20 protein-coding genes are annotated in these 17,845 nt (G+C 72.4%); 9 read left to right on the forward strand and 11 right to left on the reverse strand.

The genetic code is table 11. The features are described 5' to 3' along the window. Positions 1-98 precede the first annotated feature (98 nt). On the forward strand, positions 99-359 hold the full coding sequence (locus OHV05_RS16130) for a hypothetical protein (RefSeq protein WP_405018297.1): 261 nt from the start codon (positions 99-101) through the stop codon (positions 357-359). Positions 360-366: 7 nt separating this feature from the next. Here the strand turns inward: OHV05_RS16130 and OHV05_RS16135 are convergent, their stop codons facing one another. From OHV05_RS16135 to nth, 4 genes are all read right to left on the reverse strand, one after another. Then, positions 367-1,068: a metal-dependent hydrolase gene (locus tag OHV05_RS16135; RefSeq protein ID WP_405018298.1), complete on the reverse strand. Its 702-nt coding sequence runs from the start codon at positions 1,066-1,068 to the stop codon at positions 367-369. Positions 1,069-1,216: 148 nt separating this feature from the next. After that, a complete protein-coding gene (locus OHV05_RS16140; protein ID WP_405018299.1) occupies positions 1,217-2,401 on the reverse strand; it encodes a MarP family serine protease in 1,185 nt (394 codons plus the stop codon). 80 nt (positions 2,402-2,481) lie between these two features. Beyond that, positions 2,482-3,144 carry an NUDIX hydrolase gene (locus tag OHV05_RS16145; protein ID WP_405018300.1) on the reverse strand — a complete coding sequence of 221 codons (663 nt, stop codon included), beginning with the start codon at positions 3,142-3,144 and terminating at the stop codon, positions 2,482-2,484. Further along, positions 3,141-3,959, reverse strand: coding sequence for an endonuclease III (nth, locus tag OHV05_RS16150; RefSeq protein ID WP_405018301.1), 819 nt, complete (start codon positions 3,957-3,959; stop codon positions 3,141-3,143). The genes OHV05_RS16145 and nth overlap by 4 nt, the downstream gene beginning before the upstream one ends. A 188-nt stretch (positions 3,960-4,147) precedes the next feature. Between nth and OHV05_RS16155 the strand changes: the two genes are divergently transcribed. The 4 genes from OHV05_RS16155 to OHV05_RS16170 all read left to right on the forward strand — a co-directional run bounded on the left by OHV05_RS16155 (position 4,148) and on the right by OHV05_RS16170 (position 7,445). After that, positions 4,148-4,558 (forward strand): VOC family protein, encoded by a 411-nt coding sequence (locus tag OHV05_RS16155; protein ID WP_405018302.1) that lies wholly within the window; start codon positions 4,148-4,150, stop codon positions 4,556-4,558. A 46-nt stretch (positions 4,559-4,604) separates the two neighbouring features. Beyond that, a complete protein-coding gene (locus tag OHV05_RS16160) occupies positions 4,605-4,916 on the forward strand; it encodes an AraC family transcriptional regulator (RefSeq protein WP_405018303.1) in 312 nt (103 codons plus the stop codon). 133 nt (positions 4,917-5,049) lie between these two features. After that, positions 5,050-5,718, forward strand: a complete 669-nt coding sequence (locus OHV05_RS16165) for a GAP family protein (RefSeq protein WP_405018304.1) — start codon at positions 5,050-5,052, stop codon at positions 5,716-5,718. Further along, on the forward strand, positions 5,715-7,445 hold the full coding sequence (locus OHV05_RS16170) for a SulP family inorganic anion transporter (RefSeq protein ID WP_405018305.1): 1,731 nt from the start codon (positions 5,715-5,717) through the stop codon (positions 7,443-7,445). The genes OHV05_RS16165 and OHV05_RS16170 overlap by 4 nt, the downstream gene beginning before the upstream one ends. Here the strand turns inward: OHV05_RS16170 and OHV05_RS16175 are convergent. Next, a complete protein-coding gene (locus OHV05_RS16175) occupies positions 7,437-8,387 on the reverse strand; it encodes a phytanoyl-CoA dioxygenase family protein (protein ID WP_405018306.1) in 951 nt (316 codons plus the stop codon). The genes OHV05_RS16170 and OHV05_RS16175 overlap by 9 nt on opposite strands. 366 nt (positions 8,388-8,753) lie before the next feature. On the opposite strand from OHV05_RS16175, the gene OHV05_RS16180 reads away from it, so the two are divergent. Continuing rightward, complete coding sequence (locus tag OHV05_RS16180; RefSeq protein WP_030392646.1) at positions 8,754-9,428, forward strand: Crp/Fnr family transcriptional regulator; 675 nt, start codon at positions 8,754-8,756, stop codon at positions 9,426-9,428. A gap of 75 nt (positions 9,429-9,503) precedes the next feature. Here the strand turns inward: OHV05_RS16180 and OHV05_RS16185 are convergent, their stop codons facing one another. The 5 genes from OHV05_RS16185 to OHV05_RS16205 all read right to left on the reverse strand — a co-directional run bounded on the left by OHV05_RS16185 (position 9,504) and on the right by OHV05_RS16205 (position 12,289). Next, positions 9,504-10,325, reverse strand: coding sequence for an MBL fold metallo-hydrolase (locus tag OHV05_RS16185; RefSeq protein WP_405018307.1), 822 nt, complete (start codon positions 10,323-10,325; stop codon positions 9,504-9,506). After that, on the reverse strand, positions 10,322-10,504 hold the full coding sequence (locus OHV05_RS16190; protein ID WP_405018308.1) for a hypothetical protein: 183 nt from the start codon (positions 10,502-10,504) through the stop codon (positions 10,322-10,324). Before OHV05_RS16190 ends, OHV05_RS16185 begins: the two co-directional genes overlap by 4 nt. 26 nt (positions 10,505-10,530) lie before the next feature. Next, positions 10,531-11,376 (reverse strand): NUDIX hydrolase, encoded by an 846-nt coding sequence (locus OHV05_RS16195; RefSeq protein WP_405018309.1) that lies wholly within the window; start codon positions 11,374-11,376, stop codon positions 10,531-10,533. A gap of 293 nt (positions 11,377-11,669) precedes the next feature. After that, complete coding sequence (locus OHV05_RS16200; RefSeq protein WP_403046812.1) at positions 11,670-12,134, reverse strand: RidA family protein; 465 nt, start codon at positions 12,132-12,134, stop codon at positions 11,670-11,672. Next, complete coding sequence (locus OHV05_RS16205) at positions 12,134-12,289, reverse strand: DUF4177 domain-containing protein (RefSeq protein WP_157531528.1); 156 nt, start codon at positions 12,287-12,289, stop codon at positions 12,134-12,136. The genes OHV05_RS16200 and OHV05_RS16205 overlap by 1 nt, the downstream gene beginning before the upstream one ends. Positions 12,290-12,454: 165 nt before the next feature. Between OHV05_RS16205 and OHV05_RS16210 the strand changes: the two genes are divergently transcribed. Both OHV05_RS16210 and OHV05_RS16215 read left to right on the forward strand, forming a co-directional pair. Then, positions 12,455-13,513 (forward strand): ArsA-related P-loop ATPase, encoded by a 1,059-nt coding sequence (locus OHV05_RS16210; protein WP_403046808.1) that lies wholly within the window; start codon positions 12,455-12,457, stop codon positions 13,511-13,513. Further along, positions 13,510-14,652 carry an ArsA family ATPase gene (locus OHV05_RS16215; RefSeq protein ID WP_405018310.1) on the forward strand — a complete coding sequence of 381 codons (1,143 nt, stop codon included), beginning with the start codon at positions 13,510-13,512 and terminating at the stop codon, positions 14,650-14,652. Before OHV05_RS16210 ends, OHV05_RS16215 begins: the two co-directional genes overlap by 4 nt. A gap of 153 nt (positions 14,653-14,805) precedes the next feature. Here the strand turns inward: OHV05_RS16215 and OHV05_RS16220 are convergent, their stop codons facing one another. Further along, complete coding sequence (locus OHV05_RS16220) at positions 14,806-15,129, reverse strand: WhiB family transcriptional regulator (protein WP_033333275.1); 324 nt, start codon at positions 15,127-15,129, stop codon at positions 14,806-14,808. Between the two features lie 400 nt (positions 15,130-15,529). Between OHV05_RS16220 and OHV05_RS16225 the strand changes: the two genes are divergently transcribed. Then, positions 15,530-17,776, forward strand: coding sequence for a transglycosylase domain-containing protein (locus OHV05_RS16225; protein WP_405018311.1), 2,247 nt, complete (start codon positions 15,530-15,532; stop codon positions 17,774-17,776). Positions 17,777-17,845: the final 69 nt, after the last annotated feature.

Here is a 17,845-nt window from a genome sequence, read left to right on the forward strand (position 1 = left end):
GCGCACCGGACTTGACGCATGTTCATATGACAAGTGCATAGGACAGTCGGGTCATCCGGTCGCGGTTACGGTGCCCGAAGGGCGGGCATCCATCCGGTATGACCTGGATGCCCGACCGCGAAGCTGTCACGCGCCGACGCCGCCGCACCAGCAGCTCGCAGCACTCCGAACCACAGGCCGAACCGCACGCCGAGCCGCGCCCCGGTCGGCAGCCCGCGCCGGGCCACTGGCCGGACGCGTACGAGAACTACGGCCGGATCGGCCGCCAGCGGGAGCCCGAGGCACACCCGATGGGCATCCCGCGGATCCTCCGGCGGCGCGCCCGCTGGGTCGGGGCGCGCCTCCGTCGCGAGGAGTGAGCCGCCGTCAGGTCAGCACGGTCGGCGAGACCGCGGTGAACCAGAGCAGCACGAAGGTCGCCACCGACATGATCGGCACCAGCACCTTGGTCTCCACCGAGTTGCCGGTGCGCTTGATCAGCACCACCTCGTAGCGCTCCTTGTGCGGCCAGAGCAGCGGCGCGCCCTTCTTCGTCAGGCAGTCGCCCAGCAGGTGCGCCAGGGTGCCCAGCGCGACCGCGTACGGCAGCCAGCCGGGCGCGCTGGGCATCCAGTTGTTCATCCCGAAGGTGCCCAGGACGGACAGGCCGATGATGGTGATCCACATCGTCGGCCCGTCGCCCGGCGGGTGCAGCCGGAGCGCCCGGATCGCCATCGCGAGCAGGAAGAACGTCAGGCCCAGGGTGAAGTTGCGGCCCAGGTAGGTGACGCCGGCCCAGGCGCCGCCGCCCATCAGCCCGACGAACAGCAGCGAGTGGGTGGCGTGCCGGTGCCCGCCGGAGGCCCAGGCCACGAAGCGGCAGAGCACCTTGGAGATCGGGCCGAGGAAGTTGGCGATCGTCCCGTCGTGGTGGTCCAGGTCGGGCAGCAGGGCCGCCCCGGCCGCCAGGATGGTCCCCATCATGACGTCGGCGGGCGCCAGGTGGACGTCGAACAGCATCGGCGCCAGGAACGGCGCGGTGCCCGCGTACAGCATCGCTCCGCTGACCGCGTGCGAGTGACCCATCATGACCGGCCGTCCTCCAATGCCCCGTACTGCGCCTGACCTGCCGTCGGACCCGGTGCACCGCAGGGCTGTTGAGCCGAACGGGTGAGCCCGGGGCGACGCTACCAGCCGGGACCGGCCGAGCGCGGCAGGTGCGCGGGGTGACGTCGGGTCAGAGCGCGCAGCCCTCGGTGTCCACCCGGGTGGCGGCGGTCGCACCGGCCTGCGCCTCACCGCGCACCTCGGCGGCGGTCAGCACGTAGCCGGTGTCCGAACTGTCCAGCGACTTGGCGAAGACCACCCCGTACACCCGGCCGTCGGGGGTGAGCAGCGGACCGCCGCTGTTGCCCTGCCGGACCAGCGAGCGCACCGAGTAGACGTCCCTGACCACCTGGCCGCGGTGGTAGATGTCCGGGCCCTTGGCCTGGATCCGGCCGCGGATCCGGGCGGGCTGGACGTTGAACGCGCCGTTCTCCGGGAATCCCGCGACGATCGCGCTGTCGTTGGTGTTCGCCTCGTCGGCGAAGGCCAGCGCCGGGGCGTTCAGCTTCGGCACGTCCAGCACCGCGATGTCGCGCTGCCAGTCGTAGCGGACCACGGTGGCGTCGTAGAGCTGGCCGGTGCCGCCGATCTGCACGGTCGGCTCGTCCACCCCGCCGACCACGTGCGCGTTGGTCATCACCCGGTGCGGGGCGAACACGAAGCCGGTGCCCTCCAGGGTCTTGCCGCAGGCGGTGGCGGTGCCGACCACCTTGACCAGGCTCAGCCGGGCCTTCGCCACCACCGGGCTGGCCGCCAGCGCCGGGTCGGGCGCCTCGACCTCGGTGATCGACTCCCGCTCGAAGGGGTTGAAGACCTGCGGGAAACCGTTCCTGGCCAGTGCCTTGGTGAAGTCGGAGAACCAGTTCTGCGCGTCCGCCGGCAGGACGGACTTCACCCCGCCGAGCACCTCGGAGTTCCGGACCTGCTTGGAGACGGTCGGCATCGAGGTGCCCGCCAGCGCGGAGCCGATCAGCCAGGCGACCAGCAGCATCGAGATCACGTTGACCACCGAGCCGCCGACCGCGTCCAGCACCCTGGTCGGGCGCCGGCCGATGTGGCCACGCAGCTTCCAGCCGAAGTGGGTGGTCACCGCCTGGCCGATCGCGGCGAAGACGATCACCACCACGACGGCGACCACCGAGGCCACCGTGCCGGGGTCGAGGTGGCGGAGCAGCAGCGGGAGCAGCTGAACGGCGATCAGGCCACCGCTCAGGAACCCCAGCACCGACAGCACGCCGACCACGAAGCCCTGCCGGTAGCCGGTGACGGCGAAACCCAGCGCGGCGGCGATCAGCAGGAGATCAAGGACATTCACCCGGCTACCCTCCCACGGGCCGACGCCCGAACGGCGGTACACCGGGCGACCGCACAGAACTCCCGCATGTGCGTCGGCGGCTACAGGCTGAGCGTCCGGGAGCTGTCCCACTCCCGTTCGAGGCCGCTGAAGTGCAGCACCCGGTCGATCACGCCCGCCGTGAAGCCCCAGACCAGGCGGCCCGCGACCTCGAAGGCCGGGCCGACGTGGCCGGACGGATGCCGCAACCGGGCCCGATTGGCCGGATCGGTCAGCTCGGTCAGCGGGACCCGGAACACCGCGCCGGTCTCGGCCGGGTCGACCGGCGCGACCGGGGTCTCCCGGCGCCACCAGCCGAGCACCGGCGTCACCACGAAGTCGCTGACCGGGATGTACAGCGCGGGCAGGGTGGCGAACACCTGCACCCCGGCCGGGTCGAGGCCGGTCTCCTCCTCCGCCTCGCGCAGCGCGGCGGCCACCGGGCCGACGGTCGCCGGATCGCCGTCCGCCGGGTCCAGCGCCCCGCCCGGGAAGGACGGCTGGCCGCCGTGCGAGCGCAGCGCCCTGGCCCGCTCGATCAGCAGCAGGTCGGGGCCCGAGGGACCGTCACCGAACAGCACCAGCACGGCCGACGCCCTGCCACCCCGGGCGGGCGGCAGGAAGCGGCTGAGCTGCTCGGGCCGGACCGTCTCGGCCGCCTCCCGCACCGGCAGCAGCCAGGGCGGCAGCCCGTCCCGCTCGATCAGTTCCGCCAGCCCCGTCACTCCGACACCTCCACCGTCCCGGCCGGCCTGGCCGGCTCCCCCGGGTAGTCGGCCGGCGGCCTGAGCCGTTGGCCCGGCTGGCCGCCCTTCTCGTACTTCAGCAGCTTCGCGGCCTTTCCGGGGTCGGTTTCGCCGACTCCGTACGACGGGCAGAGCGCGGCGATCGGGCAGGCCCCGCAGGCCGGGCGGCGGGCGTGGCAGATCCGGCGGCCGTGGAAGACCACCCGGTGCGACAGCATGGTCCACTCGGACTTCGGGAAGATCTCCGCCACCGTCGCCTCGACCTTGACCGGGTCCTCGTCGGTGGTCCAGCCGAACCGCCGGGACAGCCGTCCGAAGTGGGTGTCCACGGTGATGCCGGGCACCCCGAAGACGTTGCCGAGCACCACGTTGGCGGTCTTCCGCCCCACCCCGGGCAGCGTGACCAGGTCCTTCAGCCGGCCCGGCACCTCGCCCCCGAAGTCGTCCCGGAGCGCGATCGACAGCCCGATCAGCGACCGCGCCTTGTTCCGGAAGAACCCGGTCGGCCGGATGATCTCCTCCAACTCCTCGGGGACCGCCGCAGCCATGTCCTCGGGCGTCGGGTACTTCGCGAACAGCGCCGGGGTGGTCTGGTTCACCCTCAGGTCGGTGGTCTGCGCCGACAGCACGGTGGCCACCAGCAGCTCGAAGGGGTTCTCGAAGTCCAACTCCGGGTGCGCGTACGGATAGACCTCCGCCAGCTCCCGGTTGATCTTCCGTGCCCGCCGCACCATCGCCAACCGCGACTCCGGCTTCGCTGCCCGCCCGGGCCCGGTGACCTTGCTCTCTGCCATGCAGGAAGGCTACGCCGAGCGCCCACCGGCGGACGGCCGATCGGTGATCCCGCCCGGCCGGTCCGCTCCTCCGTTCGACCCCGGCGGGGCGCACGGGGCCGTGCGGACGGCCGACGGTCCGTCAGCCCGCCCGAACCGGTCAGGATTCGAGAAGCGGCCCCCACCGGCCCGCGGCTAGCGTGATCTCCATGGACATCACCATTCACACCACGGCCCTCCCGCACGACGACCCGGACGCCTCGCTCGCCTTCTACCGCGACCTGCTCGGCTTCGAGGTCCGCAGCGACGTCGGCCAGGGCCGGATGCGCTGGATCACCGTCGGCCCGGCCGGTCGCCCCGACACCTCGATCCTGCTGGCCCCACCGGCCGTCGACCCGGGGATCACCGAGGACGAGCGCCGGACCGTCCTCGAGATGATGGCCAAGGGCACCTACGGCTGGATCCTGCTGGCCACCCCGGACCTCGACGGCGTCTTCGGGAAGCTCCGGGGCGGCGGCGCCGAGGTGGTCCAGGAGCCGACCGAGCAGCCGTACGGCATCCGCGACTGCGCCGTCCGCGACCCCGCCGGGAACATGGTCCGTTTCCAGGAGCTCCGGTAGCCGTCCGACACCGCCGAAGTCCGACACCGTCGAAGGGGGTCCCACCATGTGCCGTCCCGCCTGGGCACTCGCCCGCAGCGCGGCGCAGCGCCTGCACGACTTCGCCCGGCTGCGCCGGGTCCGTGACCGGATCGACCGCGAGTACGCGCTGCCGCTGGACGTCGTGGCACTCGCCCGCAGCGCGGACCTGGCCACCGAGGAGTTCGGCCGGCAGTTCCGGCTGGCCTACGGCGCCACGCCGCACGCCTATCTGACGCTGCGCCGGATCGAGCGGGCCCGGACGCTGCTCCACCACGAGGCGATCGACCGGATCCACGCCGCCCGGGTGCACGCCGTGGTCCGGCCGGCCGCAGGCTGACCCTCCCTCAGGACCACGGCCGGGCCGCTCACCCGTTCGGCGGGCAGCGGTCGCACCTCCCACCGCCTGCGACCAGGGTGTTGACGGGGCGTAGCCGATGCGGACGGCCCCGTCCGGCGGAGAGGGGCAGGCCATGGGTGAGGCGATCGGCTCGATGCTGTCGTCGGCGGTGGGGATCGCGATCAGCCCGGTGCCCTTGATCGCGGTGATCCTGATGCTGGCCACACCGCGCGGGCGGGTGAACGGGATCGCGTTCACGGTCGGCTGGCTGGGGACCCTGGCGGTGCTGGTCGCGGCGGTGGTGACGCTCGGCAGCGGACTGACCGACGACGGGGAGAAGCCGACCTGGGCGTACTGGCTCAAGCTCGGCCTGGGGGCACTGTTCGTCGTCCTGGCCGCCAAGCAGTGGCGGGGCCGGCCGCGCGAGGGGCACGTGTCCGCGCCGCCGAAGTGGATGCAGGCCGTGGACCGCTTCACCGCCGCCAAGTCGGCCGGACTGGCCGCCGTCCTGGTGGCCGCCAACCCGAAGAACCTGGTGCTGGCGGTCGGCGGCGCGGTGTCGATCGCGACCAGTTCGGCGGGCACCGGCGGCAAGACGGTGGCCGCCGTGCTGATGGTGCTGATCGGCTCGCTCTGCACGCTGCTGCCCGTCGGGGTGTACCTGGTCGGCGGCGACCGCGCGACCCACCTGCTGGGCGAGTGGAAGGCCTGGATGTCGGTCCACAACGGCGCGATCATGGCGGCCGTGCTGGCCGTCCTCGGGGCCAAGTACCTCGGCGACGCGATCTCCGGGCTCTGGTGAAGGGGCCGGATCTGCGCGGACCGGCGCGGCGGGCCCGCGCACTGCCCGCCCGGCTGGGCCGGCCGAAGCCCGCCGACCTGGTCTCCGGCATGGTGACCGGCCTGTTCTCCATCCCGGAGGGCATGGCGTACGCCGCGATCGCGGGCTTCAACCCGGTCTCCGGCCTGTACGCGGGTGTGGTGCCGCCGATCCTGGGCTCGCTGACCGCGCCGACCGTCCTGATGGTCACCACCCTCACCAGCGCCATCGCGCTGACCGGCCAGAGCGTGCTGACCGACGCCGGACTCGACCCGCACGACCTGGGCAACGTGGCCGCGCTGACCGTGCTGGTCGGCGGGCTGATGCTGCTGCTGGGGCTGCTCCGGCTCGGCGTGGTGCTGGCCTTCGTCTCGAACGCCGTGATGGTCGGTTTCTCCACCGGCATCGCCCTGCAGATCGTCACCGGCGTGCTCAAGGACGCCACCGGCTACCGGCCGCAGGGGCACAACAAGCTCACCCAGCTCGTCGACTGGCTGGTGCACGTCGGGGACTGGCAACTCGCGGCCACCCTGGTCGCGGTGGCCACCGTGGTGGTCTGGGCGCTGGCCCGGACCGCCCGGCGGCTGGAGTCGGTGGCCCTGCTGATCGCGATGGTCGCGGTCAGCCTGCTGGTCGCGGCCCTCGGCACCGACGTCGAGCTGGTGAGGGACATCGCCGCCATCCCGGCCGCGCTGCCCTCCTTCACCGCCCCGTCCTGGGGTGCGATGCCCCATCTGCTCGGCGGCGCGCTCTCGGTGGCACTGGTCGCGCTCGCCCAGGCGGCCGGCATCGCGCCCTCGATGCCCAACCCGGACGGCAGCCGCTCCGGCGTCAACGGCGACTTCGTCTCCCAGGGCGTCGCCAACCTCGGCGGCGGGCTGTTCCAGGCCCTGCCCTCCGGCGGCTCGCTGTCCCGGACCGGCGTCGCCGCCTCCGCCGGGGCCCGGACCCGCTGGGCCGGGGTGGTCTCCGGGGTGTTCCTGGCGCTGGTGGTGCTGACCGTCGGCTCGCTCGCCGAGCGGATCCCGATGCCGGTGATCGGTGGCCTGATCCTGGTGGTCGGCGGCGAACTGATCTGGGGCAAGCGGAAGGACGTCCTGCTCGTCCTGCGCACCTCGAAGCTCTCCAGCGCCGCGATGGCGGTCACCTTCCTGGCCACCACCCAGCTGCCGCTGCAGCAGGCGATCGTGATCGGTGCGGTGCTCTCGCTGCTGCTCTACTGCGTCCAGGCGGCCCGCCGGGCCCGCTTCGTGGCGCTGGTCCGGGACCCGCAGGGCCGCTGGTTCACCCGTCCCGTCCCCGACCGGCTGCCGCCGGGCGAGGTCACCGTGCTCGAGTACGACGGCACCAGCCTGTTCGCCGAACTCCCCACCCTGCGGGCCGACCTGCCCGAGGTGACCGGGGCCAGGAACGCGGTGCTGGTGCTGGCGGTCCGGGCCGCGCCCGACATCCCGTCCTCCGCCATCGTCAAGGCGCTGCGCCGCTACACCGACTCCCTGCACGCCGAAGGCGGCCGGCTGGTGGTGGCCGGCCTGCAGCCCGCCCACCTGGCCGTGCTCCGCCGGACCGGGCTGGCCGACCACCTCGGGGCGGACGCCCTGGTGCCGGCCGAGGGACCGCTGCTCGGCCCGTTGGACCGGGCCTACGGCGAGGCCGAGGACTGGATCGCCACCCGTACCACGTCGGAGTCGGACGGGACGTCAACCTAGCGCACCGACCACCGGGTTGAGCGGTGAGGCGGCGAGCCCGCCCGGGGCGACGCCGGGCAGAAAGTCGGTCCACCGGCCGCTCATCGCGGTGGGCCGGGCCACCACCCGGGTGCCGTCGGCGTAGTAGGCGGCGGAGAGCACCCGGCGCGGGGTGTCGGTGCGGTTCGGCCCGGCGGTGTGGAAGCAGTCGGCGGCGTGGAACGAGACGTCCCCGGCCCGGTACGGCGCGGGGACCGGGGTGACCCCGTCGGCCCGCAGGGCGGCGGTGACGAAGCCGTCGTACGCCCGGTCGGCGACCGCCGGGGCGGCCGCCAGCGCGGGCGACACGGCCGTCCGGTCCAGGCAGGCCAGCGGCCCCATCTCGGTCGGCACCTCGTGCAGCGGGATCCAACTGGTGCACACGGACGGGGAGTCGAGCGGGTAGTGGTCGGCGTCCCGGTGCCAGGGCGTCCGGCCGCAGCCGGGCTCCTTGGAGAGCACGTTGTCGTGGTAGAGCCGCACCGGGCCGGCTCCGAGCAGGCGGGTCGCGATGTCGCCGAGCCGGCGGGAGAGCGCGACGCTGCGCAGCAGCGGGTCGGTCAGCCAGAGCTGTTCCAGCGCCAGGAAGCGGCCTGGATTGGCCAACCCGTGCGTGGCGCCGAGCAGTTGGTCGGTCCGCTCGGCGAGCGCGGCCAGCACGGCGGGCGGGATCACCTCGGGCAGCCGGACGTGGCCCCGGCGGCGGAACCGCTCGACCTCCCGCTCCGACAGGAGGTACGGCTGGTGGAGCGCCCCCGCCACTTCCCCCGGGGTGGCGGGCCGCACCGGCCGGGGGCGCGGCGCCTCGACCGGGACGCCGGCCGGCCCGGGAAGGTTGACCGCCAGGGACATGTACCAGTCCCACCACTCCTGGTCGTCGCCCGCCCATTCCGGCTCGGTCGCTCGTACGGTACGTGCGTTCATGGCCCACCGCCCCAGCCGGTCATGTCCGTGTCATGAGTGGGCGTCAGCCTACTTGGCCGCGATCACCCAGGGCGAGAGCATCCGGCGGCCAGTTCAGGGCAACTACCGGCCCCGACACGGCGATCCGGCCGGGAATGCTCCCGACCGGCCCCGAGCTGACGACGGGCCCACGGGCCGGTCGACCCGGCTACTGCAAACGGGTGAGGAGAGGCCCGCTACGGCATTCGGGGAGCACCGATGAGTACAAATGGCCCCGTACCGCACCCCCCGCCCGCACCCCTCCTCATATGATCGGAGCGACATGCGTCATCCTTGGTGAGGCAAGTCATGACGGAAGCACCACCCACCACCAGCAGGAGGAAGCACGTGGACGACGTTCTGCGGCGTGCCGCGCTGTTCGCGGCTCTCGATGACGAGCAGGCCGGCGAGCTGCGTGCCTCCATGACCGAGGTGACGCTGGCCCGTGGCGAGTCGCTCTTCCACGAGGGCGATCCGGGAGACCGGCTGTACGTCGTGGCCGAGGGCAAGGTCAAGCTGCACCGCGCCTCCCCGGACGGCCGGGAGAACATGCTCGCCGTGCTCGGCCCCAGCGAGATGATCGGCGAGCTCTCGCTGTTCGACCCGGGCCCGCGCACCGCCACCGCCAGCGCGCTGACCGAGGTCAAGCTGCTCGGCCTCGGCCACGGCGACCTGCAGCCCTGGCTGCACGCCCGCCCCGAGGTCTCGATCGCGCTGCTCCGGGCGATCGCCCGCCGGCTCCGCCGGACCAACGACGTGATGTCGGACCTGGTCTTCTCCGACGTGCCCGGCCGGGTGGCCAAGGCGCTGCTGGACCTGTCCCGCCGGTTCGGCGTGCAGTCCGACGAGGGCATCCACGTCGCGCACGACCTCACCCAGGAGGAGCTGGCCCAGCTGGTCGGCGCCTCCCGCGAGACCGTCAACAAGGCGCTGGCCGACTTCGCCGGCCGTGGCTGGCTGAAGCTGGAGGCCCGCGCGGTGGTCCTGATGGACGTCGAGCGGCTCTCCCGCCGGTCGCGCTGACCCGCACCGCCTGAGGGCCCGTGAGCTGCTGCTCACGGGCCCTCGGGCGTATCCGGCGGTCCGACGCATCCGGCGTCAGATCAGGCCGTGGTCCTCCAGGTAGCGCAGCTGCGCCAGCACGGAGAGCTCGGCGGCGGGCCAGAGCGCGCGGTCCACGTCCGCGTAGACCTTGGCGACCACCTGCCCGGCGGTCCGGTGGCCGGCCTCCACGGCGGTCTCCACCTGGGCCAGCCGGTTGGCCCGGTGGGCCAGGTAGTAGTCGACCGCGCCGAGCGCGTCGGTGAGCACCGGGCCGTGGCCCGGCAGCACCGTGCGGACGCCCTGCTCGGCGGCCATGGTGTGCAGGCGGCGCAGCGAGTCCAGGTAGTCGCCCAGCGTCCCGTCCGGGTGGGCGACCATCGTGGTGCCCCGGCCGAGCACGGTGTCGCCGGTCAGGATCGCGCCGTCGGCCGGCAGGTGGAAGGTCAGCGAGTCCAGGGTGTGCCCGGGGGTGCCGACCACCCGGATCTCCAGGCCGCCGACCTCGACCACCTGGCCGCCGTGCAGGCCCTCGGAGCCGAGCCGGTGGGCCGGGTCCAGTGCCCGGACCTCGGTGCCGGTCAGCTCGGCGAACCGGGCCGCGCCCTCGGCGTGGTCGTGGTGACCATGGGTCAGCAGGGTCAGCGCCACCCGCTTGCCCTGCTGCTCGGCGAGGTCGACCACCCGGCGCAGGTGCCCCTCGTGCAGCGGGCCCGGGTCGATCACCACCGCGAGCTCGGAGCCGGGCTCGGACAGCAGCCAGGTGTTGGTGCCGTCGAGCGTCATCGGCGAGGGGTTCGGCGCCAGCACGCAGAACGCCCGGGGGGTGGCCCCGCCGCCGATCTCGGCGGCGGGGTCACCGGGAAGTGGACCGCTCACCGGCCGCCCTCGCAGATCCGGTGCAGGCTGCGCGGGTGCAGCGGCCGCACCAGGGAGCGCAGGTACGGCTCCACCGGGACGGGGTCGAGCTGCCCCGCCAGCGAACGGAGGGTCAGCGGCCGGACGGAGAGGGTGGGCTGGGGGTACGCCGCACGGCGAACCACGTCGTTGTGGGTCATCGGGCGATCCTTCCTGGACGGAGCGGTCAGTTGGGAGGAAAAATACCCTCGATGGTCAGCTCTTCATACCCCGACCATCGCACTGAGATCCGATCACCGGTCAGCTCGGCGGTACCGAGGACCGGCTCGATCTTCCGGTCCGCCGCCAGCGCGGCCACCTGCGCCGTCGTACCGGCCGGCCGCAGCTCCCGGAGCACCGTCACGGTCGGCGGCATCATGCCGTACCGGCCCGCCGCATGGCCCTCGACCGCCTCGGCGGGAGTCAGCCAGGCGACCCGGTCCGCCTCGCCCACCGAGTCGGCGGCCCGCTGCCCGGCGGGCAGCGCGGCGACGAAGAACCAGGTGTCGTAGCGGCGTTCCTCGAAGGCCGGGGTGATCCACCGGGCCCAGGCCGACAGCAGGTCGGAGCGGAGCAGCAGCCCGTGCGACCGGAGGAAGTCGGCGAAGGAGAGCTCGTGCGCCTCCAGCGCGGCCCGCTCGGCGGACCAGTCCGCGGCGTCGGCCATGGTGTCGGCGTCGGGGCCGGCCAGCAGCACGCCGGCCTCCTCGAAGGTCTCCCGGACGGCGGCGCAGACCACCGCCTGCGCGGTGGCGGCGTCCACCCCGAGCCGCTCGCCCCATTCGGCGGGGCCGGGCCCGGCCCAGCCGAGCTCGGCCTCCGCGTCCCGCGGGTCGACGCCGCCGCCCGGGTAGGCGTACATCCCGGCCGCGAACGCCATCGAGGTGCGGCGGCGGAGCAGGTACGCCTCCGGGCCTGCGGCCGCGTCCCGCAGCAGCACCACGGTGGCGGACGGCTTCGCGACCGGCGGGGTCAGCTCACCCGCCGCGAGCGCCCGGATCCGGGCAGGCCAGGACGGCGGCATCGGCATCATGCCCCGGATGCTAACCCGCGATCCCGCACACGGACAGAGCCTCGGGCTGCACCTTCGCAGAGCGCCTGGCACTACTCGGGGCTGCGCTGTAGGCAGGCGCTCCGGGTCTACGGTCCAGGGGCTCGGGGAACTGCGAGGAGATCTGGCGCCGGGGTCACTGCGAAAGTGCCTGACCACCCACGCACGGATCACCTTGCAAGGGCCGGCGTCGCCCACGCGGCGGAGCCGCACATCAGCAGGGCCCCGAGCCCCTGGGGGTGCACCGCGCCCCCCCGGGGGGGCCTGAGCCGCCGTCAGGCGGAGATGCGGACCTGGAACTCGATCTCGACCGGTGCGTCCAGCGGCAGCACCGCGACGCCGACCGCGCTCCGGGCGTGCACGCCCGCTGCGCCGAAGACCTCGCCGAGCAGCTCGCTGGCGCCGTTGATCACGCCGGGCTGACCGGTGAAGTCGGGGGCGGAGGCGACGAAGCCGACCACCTTGACGATCTGCTCGACCTTGTCCAGGTCGCCGATCACCGACTTGATGGCCGCCAGGCCGTTCAGCGCGCAGATCTGCGCCAGCTGCTTGGCCTCCTCGGCGGTCACCTCGGCGCCGACCTTGCCGGTGCTCGGGAGCTTGCCGGCGACCATCGGGAGCTGACCGGCGGTCAGCACGTACTCGCCGCTGCGGATCGCCGGGACGTACGCGGCGACCGGCGGGACCACTCCCGGGAGGGTCAGGCCCAGCTCGGCCAGCTTGTCCTCAACCTTGCTCATCAGCTCTTCTCCCGCTTCAGGTAGGCGACCAGCTGCTCCGGGTTCGGGCCCGGAACGACCTGGACGAGCTCCCAGCCGTCCTGACCCCAGGAGTCCAGGATCTGCTTGGTGGCGTGGACGAGCAGCGGCACGGTGACGTATTCCCACTTGGTCATGAGGGTGACTCTAGTGCCTGGCGGGGGTGTGATCCGGGACACAGCCCGGGCATGAATCGGCATGCTTCCCCCCGGGCTCCCGGCATCGGGGGCGGCGGCTGGTTACCCTCGCGGGAGGAGGCGGCGCACCGGGTGCGGCGCCACTGAGACGGACGGAGACGGAGCGTGGACCAGGTGGACCGGCGCGATCCGGACTGGGAGGGTGTCCGACTCCACGTGGTCAGTGGCAAGGGCGGCACCGGGAAGACCACCGTCGCGGCCGCCCTGGCGCTGGCGCTGGCCGCCGAGGGAGGCCGGACGCTGCTGATCGAGGTGGAGGGGCGGCAGGGCATCGCCGAGCTGTTCGGGCTGGCGGCGCTGCCGTACGAGGAGCGCAAGGTCGCCACCGTCTCGCGGTCCCGGCTCGGGCTGGACGGCCGGGGCCCGGCCGGTGAGCTGTACGCGCTGGCGATCGACACCGAGCAGGCGCTGCTCGAGTACCTGGACATGTTCTACAAGCTGGGCCGGGCCGGGAAGGCGCTGCAGAAGGTCGGCTTCGTAGACTTCGCCACCACCATCGCGCCCGGGGTCCGGGACGTGCTGCTGACCGGCAAGGCGTGCGAGGCGGCCCGGCGGAAGGGCCCGGACGGGCGGCGGGCGTACGACGCGATCGTGATGGACGCGCCGCCGACCGGACGGATCACCAGGTTCCTGAACGTCAACTCCGAGGTGGCCGGGCTGGCCAGGTTCGGGCCGATCCACGGGCAGGCCCAGGCGGTGATGCGGGTGCTCAGGTCGCCGGAGACGGCGGTGCACCTGGTCACCCTGCTGGAGGAGATGCCGGTGCAGGAGACGGTGGACGGCATCGCCGAGCTGACCGAGGCCCAACTCCCGCTCGGCGGGGTGCTGGTGAACATGGTCCGGCCGCCGGTGCTGGACGCCGCCGCGGTCGACGCGGTGCACGGCGACCACCGCGAGGAGGTCGCGCTGGCGCTCGGCGAGGCCGGTCTCGGCGGGCGGTCCCGGTCCGCGACCACGGTCCGGGCGGCGGTCGAGCCGCTGCTCGACCCGCTGCTGGACCAGGCCAGGGAGCACGCCGAACGGGTCGAGCTGGAGCGCGAGCAGCGGGCGGCGCTCCAGCAGCTGAAGCGGCCGACGTACGAACTCCCGCTGCTCGGCGGGGGTGTGGACCTGGGCGGGCTGTACCGCCTGGCGGGCGAGTTGAAGCGGCAGGGGGCGGCATGACCGAGCTCGACATCGACACCCTGATCGGGGACCCGAAGACCCGGATCGTGGTCTGCTGCGGTTCCGGCGGGGTGGGCAAGACCACCACCGCGGCGGCGATCGGCCTGCGGGCGGCGGAGCGCGGCCGGAAGGTGGTCGTGCTGACCATCGACCCGGCCCGGCGGCTGGCCCAGTCGATGGGCCTGACCGAGCTGGACAACACCCCCCGGGTGGTCAAGGACGTCTCCGGCGACGGCGAGCTGCAGGCCATGATGCTGGACATGAAGCGGACCTTCGACGAGGTCGTGCTGGCCCACGCCGAGCCCGAGCGGGCCAAGGCGATCATGGAGAACCCGTTCTACCAGTCGCTCTCCGCCGGGTTCGCCGGCACCCAGGAGTACATGGCGATGGAGAAGCTCGGCCAGCTCCGGGCGGCCGGCGAGTGGGACCTGATCGTGGTGGACACCCCGCCGTCCCGCTCCGCGCTGGACTTCCTGGACGCGCCGAACCGGCTCGGCTCGTTCCTGGACGGCCGGCTGATCCGGATACTGACCGCCCCGGCCAAGGTGGGCGGGCGGAGCGCGATGAAGTTCCTGAACGTCGGCATGGGCCTGATCACCGGCACCCTGGGCAAGATCTTCGGCGCTCAGCTGCTGACCGACGTGCAGACCTTCGTCTCCGCGATGGACTCGATGTTCGGCGGCTTCCGCGAGCGGGCCGACAACACCTACCAGCTGCTCAAGGCACCGGGCACGGCCTTCCTGGTGGTGGCCGCGCCGGAGCGGGACGCGCTGCGCGAGGCGGCGTACTTCGTCGACCGGCTGGCCGCCGACGAGATGCCGCTGGCCGGGCTGGTGCTCAACCGGGTGCACCGCACCGGGGCGCCCCAGCTCACCGCCGAGCGCGCCCTGGCCGCGGCCGAGGCACTGGAGGAGAACGGCTCGGGCAGCACCACGGTGGCGGCCGAGACGCTGGCCGCCGGGCTGCTCCGGCTGCACGCCGAGCGGATGCAGGTGATGGCCCGTGAGCGGCTCACCCGGGACCGGTTCGTCTCGGTCTACCCGGACGTGCCGATCGTCGAGGTGCCGACCCTGCCGGGCGACGTGCACGACCTGGACGGCCTGCGCGCCATCGGCGAGCGGCTGGGCAGCCGGGACTGACACCTCGGGTGCGGCGCGCCCGGGCTTCACCGGGCCGCCGACACCGGGCACTGCGGGCGGGCGGCTGACGACAGGTCAGCCGGCCTGCTCCGTACTCTCCGGACGGCCGTCCCCCAACGGCCGCGCGCGTCTACTGCCGGAGGGCCGTGTGGGCTAGCCCGCCTGCGCGTAGTCGGTCAGGATGACGCCCGTGGCGAGCGACTCCTCGTACTCGGTGCGGGCGGTCTCCAGCAACCTTCGCCAGGACATCACCGTCGGCCGACGGCGGAGCAGGGCCCGCCGCTCGCGCTCGGTCATCCCGCCCCAGACGCCGAACTCCACCCGGTTGTCCAGCGCGTCCGCGAGGCACTCGGTGCGTACCGGGCACCCACTGCAGACCGCCTTGGCGCGGTTCTGCGCCGCCCCCTGAACAAACAGCTCGTCTGGATCACTCGTGCGGCAGGCTGCCTGCGCACTCCAGTCGTCCACCCAGCCCATCACGGCGCCGTCCTCTCCCGAATCGGGGCTCCCCCACGGCGGCAACGGCATATTCACCGCTGCCAGTTGAGGACGTTACGGAAGAACGACAGCACGCAACAGCCCCTTCGGGCCCAATCTCAAATGACCCGATCGGACTATGGGTATCCGTCTTCTCACTCGTTGGAGTGATCGCAGGTCGGGGGCCTTGCCAAGGGCATTCGGAGCACTTTCGTCACCCTCTGCCACAGTGGGCCCGGCGGAGCTGACGACTTATCACCCGATAATGGATCAATTCGGGCAAAGCTCATCACTCACAAGAGTGATGATGATGAACAGAGCGAAGCTGTCGCAGTGTTGTGACAAGCCTAGGCGAACACCTGCCCCCATGTCCGGGAATCAGCGACGTAGTGTTCTCTCCATGGCACCTCAGCGACCCGCGGGATCCCCGCTTGACAAGGCCGGGCTCGGGCTCAAGTTCCTGGGCATCAGCGTGCTGGCCGGAGTTCTCGTCGCGGGCATGGCGCTGCCCGCCATCGGGGCACTCGGCCTGACCGCCAAGGACACCGCCGAGAGCTTCGACAACGTCCCGACCGACTTCAAGGCGCCGACCCTCTCCCAGGCCTCGTACATCTACGACGCCAAGGGCGGTCAGATCGCCAAGGTCTTCGACCGCGACCGGACCATCCTGACCCAGGAGCAGATGGCCCCGATCATGCGGCAGGCGCAGGTCGACATCGAGGACGCCCGGTTCTACGAACACGGCGCGATCGACCTCAAGGGCGTGCTCCGCGCGATCGGGAAGAACGCCGAGTCCGGCGAGGCGACCCAGGGTGCCTCCACGCTGACCCAGCAGTACGTGAAGAACGTCAACGTCGAGCTGGCCGGCGACGACAAGGACGCCTTCCGCGAGGCCACCAAGAAGAGCCTGGGTCGCAAGATCCAGGAGCTGAAGATCGCCATCAAGCTGGAGGAGGAGCTGACCAAGGATCAGATCCTCACCAACTACCTGAACATCACCTTCTACGGCCACCAGGCGTACGGGGTCGAGTCGGCGGCCAACCGCTACTTCAGCAAGAGCGCCAAGGACCTGAGCATCGCCGAGGCCGCCACGCTGGCCGGGCTGGTGCAGAACCCCACGGCGTACGACCCGCTGCTGCACCCCAAGGCGACCCAGGCCCGCCGCGACACGGTGATCGGCAAGCTGCTGGAGAACAAGCACATCACCGACGCGCAGGCCAAGGAAGCGATCGCCACCCCGCTCAACCTGAAGTACAAGGAGCCGCTGAACGGCTGCATCACCGCCCAGGCGGGGATGGGCTTCTTCTGCGACTACGTCCGGCACGTGGTGAAGCAGGACCCGGCCTTCGGCAAGACCGCCACCGACCGGCAGCGGCTGTGGAGCCAGGGCGGCCTGAAGATCTACACCACCATCGACCCGGACAAGCAGGCCGCCGCGTACAAGGCGGTGACCACCAAGGTCTACGCGACCGACTCGGTGGCGGCCGCCGCCACCATGATCAAGCCGGGTACCGGCGAGATCCTGGCGATGGCGCAGAGCCGCCCGTACGGGCTGGACGCCAAGCAGAACCAGACCGTGCTGAACCTGAACGCCGACGCGGCGATGGGCGGCGGCAACGGCTTCGCCCCCGGCTCGACCTTCAAGCCGATCCTGGCCGCGGCGGCGCTGGAGAGCGGGATCCCGATCACCCAGGAGTACCCCTCCCAGTACGAGATCGACTACCCGAAGATGTCGACCTGCACCGGGACCTGGTACGAGAAGGGCAAGAAGCTCACCAACGAGAGCACGACCGAGATCGGCCCGTACGCGCTGAAGGAGGCGATGGCCAGGTCGGTCAACACCTACTTCGTCCAGATGGAGGCCGAGATGGGCCTCTGCGCGGTCAAGCAGATGGCCGACAAGCTCGGCATCAAGAACCTGGCCAGCGGGAAGCCGCTGCAGGAGGTCGCCTCCATGGTGCTGGGGACCCAGGAGGTCTCCCCGATGGTGATGGCCAACGCCTACGCGACCTTCGCCGCGCGCGGCAAGTACTGCGCCCCGATCGCCCTCAAGTCGGTGGTCGACACGGCCGGCACCCAGCTGAAGGTGCCGCAGGCCAACTGCACCCAGGTGATCAGCCAGACCACTGCGGACGGCATCAACACCCTGCTGCTCGGCGTGACCGAGAAGGGCACCGCCGCCACCCTCGGCCTGGACGACCGCCGGCAGATCGCCGGCAAGACCGGTACCACCGACGAGCGGTACGCGGCCTGGTTCACCGGCTACACCCCCGAGCTGGTCACCTCGGTCTGGCTGGGCGGCCCGACCGGGAACGTCTCGATGAAGAACATCAAGATCGGCCCGACCCGGTTCAACACCGGGGTCTACGGCGCCACCGGCCCGGGGCCGATCTGGCAGATGGCGATGAGCGACGCGCTGGACGGCACGCCCAAGAGCACCTTCCAGACCGTCAACATCCCCGAGCCGCAGCCCAAGCCCGACCCGAGCTCCTCCGCCTCCCCGCCGTCCGGCGACGGCGCGACCGCCAACGGCGGGCTGATCGGCGGCAACTTCACCCTGCCGCCCGGCCTGATCGGCGGCAACGGCAACGGTGGGAACGGCAACGGCGGGAACGGCAACGGCGGCAACGGCGGTGGCCGGCACTGACCGGCTGACCGACACCACGGCGAGGGCCCGCCCCGGGAGACCGGGGCGGGCCCTCGCCGTTGGGTCCGG

The sequence above is a fragment of the Kitasatospora sp. NBC_00070 genome, assembly GCF_045041205.1.
Taxonomy (GTDB): domain Bacteria; phylum Actinomycetota; class Actinomycetes; order Streptomycetales; family Streptomycetaceae; genus Kitasatospora.

Excerpts from the sequence above, each read along its gene's own strand:
- OHV05_RS16190 (WP_405018308.1), bottom strand. The coding sequence starts at position 10,504 with ATGACCCACAACGACGTGGTTCGCCGTGCGGCGTACCCCCAGCCCACC.
- OHV05_RS16225 (WP_405018311.1), top strand. The coding sequence starts at position 15,530 with ATGGCACCTCAGCGACCCGCGGGATCCCCGCTTGACAAGGCCGGGCTC.
- OHV05_RS16165 (WP_405018304.1), top strand. The coding sequence starts at position 5,050 with ATGGGTGAGGCGATCGGCTCGATGCTGTCGTCGGCGGTGGGGATCGCG.
- OHV05_RS16205 (WP_157531528.1), bottom strand. The coding sequence starts at position 12,289 with ATGACCAAGTGGGAATACGTCACCGTGCCGCTGCTCGTCCACGCCACC.
- OHV05_RS16135 (WP_405018298.1), bottom strand. The coding sequence starts at position 1,068 with ATGATGGGTCACTCGCACGCGGTCAGCGGAGCGATGCTGTACGCGGGC.
- nth (WP_405018301.1), bottom strand. The coding sequence starts at position 3,959 with ATGGCAGAGAGCAAGGTCACCGGGCCCGGGCGGGCAGCGAAGCCGGAG.
- OHV05_RS16195 (WP_405018309.1), bottom strand. The coding sequence starts at position 11,376 with ATGATGCCGATGCCGCCGTCCTGGCCTGCCCGGATCCGGGCGCTCGCG.
- OHV05_RS16220 (WP_033333275.1), bottom strand. The coding sequence starts at position 15,129 with ATGGGCTGGGTGGACGACTGGAGTGCGCAGGCAGCCTGCCGCACGAGT.
- OHV05_RS16160 (WP_405018303.1), top strand. The coding sequence starts at position 4,605 with ATGTGCCGTCCCGCCTGGGCACTCGCCCGCAGCGCGGCGCAGCGCCTG.
- OHV05_RS16155 (WP_405018302.1), top strand. The coding sequence starts at position 4,148 with ATGGACATCACCATTCACACCACGGCCCTCCCGCACGACGACCCGGAC.
- OHV05_RS16175 (WP_405018306.1), bottom strand. The coding sequence starts at position 8,387 with ATGAACGCACGTACCGTACGAGCGACCGAGCCGGAATGGGCGGGCGAC.
- OHV05_RS16215 (WP_405018310.1), top strand. The coding sequence starts at position 13,510 with ATGACCGAGCTCGACATCGACACCCTGATCGGGGACCCGAAGACCCGG.
- OHV05_RS16130 (WP_405018297.1), top strand. The coding sequence starts at position 99 with ATGACCTGGATGCCCGACCGCGAAGCTGTCACGCGCCGACGCCGCCGC.
- OHV05_RS16200 (WP_403046812.1), bottom strand. The coding sequence starts at position 12,134 with ATGAGCAAGGTTGAGGACAAGCTGGCCGAGCTGGGCCTGACCCTCCCG.